3 protein-coding genes are annotated in these 3,583 nt (G+C 37.3%); all 3 read left to right on the top strand.

What is annotated here, in order from left to right; all coding sequences use genetic code 11:
- Positions 1-402 precede the first annotated feature (402 nt).
- The 3 genes from VFM92_RS05880 to VFM92_RS05870 are packed head-to-tail and all read left to right on the top strand — an operon-like array spanning position 403 to position 3,234.
- Positions 403-729, top strand: a complete 327-nt coding sequence (locus tag VFM92_RS05880) for a helix-turn-helix transcriptional regulator (RefSeq protein WP_325121267.1) — start codon at positions 403-405, stop codon at positions 727-729.
- Positions 726-1,958 carry a DNA (cytosine-5-)-methyltransferase gene (gene dcm, locus VFM92_RS05875; protein ID WP_325121266.1) on the top strand — a complete coding sequence of 411 codons (1,233 nt, stop codon included), beginning with the start codon at positions 726-728 and terminating at the stop codon, positions 1,956-1,958. The genes VFM92_RS05880 and dcm overlap by 4 nt, the downstream gene beginning before the upstream one ends.
- Positions 1,924-3,234 (top strand): MvaI/BcnI family restriction endonuclease, encoded by a 1,311-nt coding sequence (locus VFM92_RS05870; protein WP_325121265.1) that lies wholly within the window; start codon positions 1,924-1,926, stop codon positions 3,232-3,234. The genes dcm and VFM92_RS05870 overlap by 35 nt, the downstream gene beginning before the upstream one ends.
- Positions 3,235-3,583 lie beyond the last annotated feature (349 nt).

The following is a 3,583-nucleotide window of genomic DNA, read 5'->3' as shown; positions in this document are numbered from 1 at the left end:
TAATGTTTTGGCTGAATTAGCCTTGGTGTTTAACCATCCGTAATTTCTACTTAAATTGCTCATAATATTTATATTTTATATCATGAGCTTAACGCTCCGGTAAGTTGAAATACTTCAGCTACCGGAGGTTGAGTTCAACATTGTATAAAAGCAATAGCGGGTGAAGTGGTAAAATCAAGGTCTGTGCATTTAATAAACTTTGGTGGTGGCGGACAGGTAAGCGCCTTGAAATCCGCTACTGCTCTTATACTTGCCCGTTGTGCTTCATGCAAAAAAAGCCAACTCACAAAGCAAAGAGTGCTATTGCACACATTGCTTTTTCCTACCCTGCAATTAATCCTGAATATTGACTATTAATTCGCAAATTATAGTTACATTTGCTAAAAATAGGTCAAGTTAACAATGACAACTTTTGGACAGTTTTTAAGAACAGAGAGAGAAAAACGGAATTGGACTCAATCCGATTTCGGAGAAAAAATAGGCTTGAATACAAGTGCTATCAGCAGAATTGAAAACGAATCTCAAAGGTTTTCAAAGTCTAAACTAAAAGCACTGAGCGACCTATTTCAAATTGACGAACAGGTCATTAAAGACTTGTATTTCGCTGACAAATTCGCAAGAGAAGCTTTTCAGTATAGCTGTTCTGAAACAATATTTTCTGTTGCAGAACAGAACGTGAAGTACATTAAGCAAAAAAAGGAAACTCAAGGTCAAATCGAATTCAAATGAAAAGGAAATATTCTGAAATACGAGAGAAACTAAACTTTGTCATTGACAAAAAGACAACGGATGACATGGCTCATTTAACTCACTATTTCCACAATCATAAAAATGGGGTCTCACAATACTTTAAACCTAAAGCTGAGAAATATCTGTACCAGCTTCATGAAGAACTTGGATTGGTTGAAGAACCAAGCTTCCAATCTTATTTACCATTTGAATGGGACATTCCATTTCCAACACCTAATAACCCTAAATTTAAATTCATTGATTTGTTCGCAGGTATTGGTGGAATTCGCCTAGCCTACCAAAAAAATGGCGGTAAGTGTGTTTTTTCTAGCGAATGGGACTCTTTTGCTAAGAAAACTTACGAAGCAAATTTTGGAGAAGTACCATTTGGAGATATTACAAAGATTTCTGAAACAGAAATTCCTGACCATGACGTTTTGCTTGGTGGGTTTCCTTGTCAGCCTTTTTCTATTGCAGGTGTTTCTAAAAAGAATTCACTTGGCAGGCAACACGGTTTTTTAGATAAGACCCAAGGAACATTATTCTTTGACATTGCTAGAATCATAGAGCATAAACGTCCTAAAGCTTTCATGCTAGAAAACGTCAAAAACCTTGTCTCTCACGACAAGAAAAGAACGTTTAAAGTCATTACCGAAGCATTGACGGAATTAGGCTATTCAATTCATTACAAAGTCCTAGACGCTAAGTACTACGTTCCACAACACAGGGAGAGAATAATAATTGTTGGATTCGACAAAGCAGTATTTAACGAGCAAGAGCAGTTCAAATTTCCACAACCTAAAGATGTTGAATTAAGAATTCGAGACATTTTGGAGCCGGTTGTTGATGATAAATATACTCTTTCTGATAAACTGTGGAACTACCTTAAAGAATACAAGAAAAAGCACCAAGCTAAAGGAAATGGTTTTGGTTTTGGACTGACAAACTTAAACGGAGTTTCTAGAACTCTGAGTGCAAGATATTACAAAGACGGTGCTGAAATTTTAATACCTCAAGAAGGCAAAAACCCACGTAGATTAACTCCAAGAGAATGTGCTAGACTTCAAGGTTTTCCTGATACTTTTAAAATACCAGTTTCAGACAATCAAGGTTACAAGCAATTTGGAAACTCGGTAGCCATGCCTTTGATACAAGCAGTTGGAAAAAATATTATTAAAGAACTACAGAGAATAAATGAACCTGAACAATCTAAAGTCGCTGTTTGCTGATAATGGCTGTACCGAAATTTATGTAAAGTCACTTGCGGCAAATGATAATTCTAAAAACCAGGTTTATTTCGGTGGAAACTTTGAAATAATCAATGTTTTGCCCATTTCAAGTATCGAAACTGTTGAAGCAGGAGATTGGAAAAGAGAACGATTCAAAGCAAAAATAGACTTCGCTTGGCTTGATGATGAAGGTCAAAAATCAATTGCTCCGCATGCTCAATTAATTCTATATCCTAAATATCCAGAAGTACGATTTTCAGGATTTCTTCTTGGTTGTCAAAACGCACCTTCTGATTTGATGGCAAATAGAATTGCTGATAGACTTCTCTTCATTTCAGTCGATAAAAATGGTAGAACTTTAGGTTATGTTGCTGCTCCAGATTCTGAAATAGCAAATGAATTCAAGCACCAAGATAGCCTTGGGGAACACGGTGTTTTTCAAGTAATCGAACTACCACAAATAGCCAACAACCGAAGCGTTCTCTTGAATGAGCTTTGTAGAATTCATGGTCTTGGTTGGATTGACTCCAAAAGACTTGATTCAGCCAGCAATATTCTTCCTTGCAAATCTTCAAATTGTGGTGGTTATACTTTAGAAGCTGAACTTGGTGTAACTCCAAATGGATATTCTGAACCTGACTTCATGGGTTGGGAAATTAAGCAGTTTGGAGTAAACAGATTTGACAAAATTGATGCTTCGGTTATTACCCTTGTGACTCCCGAACCTACTGACGGACTGTACAAAACAGAAGGGACAGAGTTTTTTATCAGAAATTATGGCTACCCAGACAAACTTGGCAGACCAGACAGAATGAACTTTGGCGGTGTCCACAAGGTTGGAGAAGTCCATAAAACCACAAATCTTGAAATGAAGCTTTTAGGCTTTGACATTGAGTCAGGAAAAATTAGAAATTCCAACGGACGAATAGCGCTTTTGGACACCGAAGGAAGCGAAACTGCCTCATGGAGTTTTGCTTCAATGCTTTTACATTGGAATCGCAAACACGACAAAGCGTGTTACGTCCCTTCACTTTCAGAGACAACAGGAGATAGGAAGTATAAATACGGAAATAATGTAGTCCTAGGAACAGGGACAGACTTTCAGCTTTTCCTTTTAGAAATGGCGAAAGGAAATATTTATTACGACCCAGGAATTAAGCTCGAGAACATGTCAACTAAGCCTAAAATAAAGAAAAGAAGTCAGTTCAGAATCAAGTCCAAATTCCTGCCTGACCTTTATAAAAAAAACGAAATTATAGATGTATGCCAGCCATAAGTTCAAGCACATTGCAATCCTCGTTCCTGCGGTTGCAAAGAGCTTTCACGCCTACGCACAGACAGAAAAAAAATAAAGCACGAAAGCACAACAATGGCTATACGTAATGCGGGAGAAAGTGCTGACATGAAAGTAACTACATTAAACAAATATTTCGGTAAGCAGACTGTGAAGTGCCTTGAAATCCCGCACTACGCATAGCCCGGGCGTTGAACTAAACCGTTTCTTTGAGGAAACGGTAAAATGAGGTATGATTAAATTGTAATGGTAAACAAAAAAGTTACCATTATGAAAACTCAAACAAAAAGCAATGCTTTAGAGCATCTTAAAAGAGAGCTGGAATTCCGGA

It is taken from the genome of Marivirga sp. (assembly GCF_035704835.1).
Classification (GTDB): Bacteria; Bacteroidota; Bacteroidia; order Cytophagales; family Cyclobacteriaceae; genus Marivirga.
This window is presented reverse-complemented; position numbering and strand designations above follow the sequence as displayed.

Bases quoted from the DNA above. Each gene is read 5' to 3' on its own strand.
- VFM92_RS05880 (WP_325121267.1), top strand. From the start codon at position 403: ATGACAACTTTTGGACAGTTTTTAAGAACAGAGAGAGAAAAACGGAAT.
- dcm (WP_325121266.1), top strand. From the start codon at position 726: ATGAAAAGGAAATATTCTGAAATACGAGAGAAACTAAACTTTGTCATT.
- VFM92_RS05870 (WP_325121265.1), top strand. From the start codon at position 1,924: ATGAACCTGAACAATCTAAAGTCGCTGTTTGCTGATAATGGCTGTACC.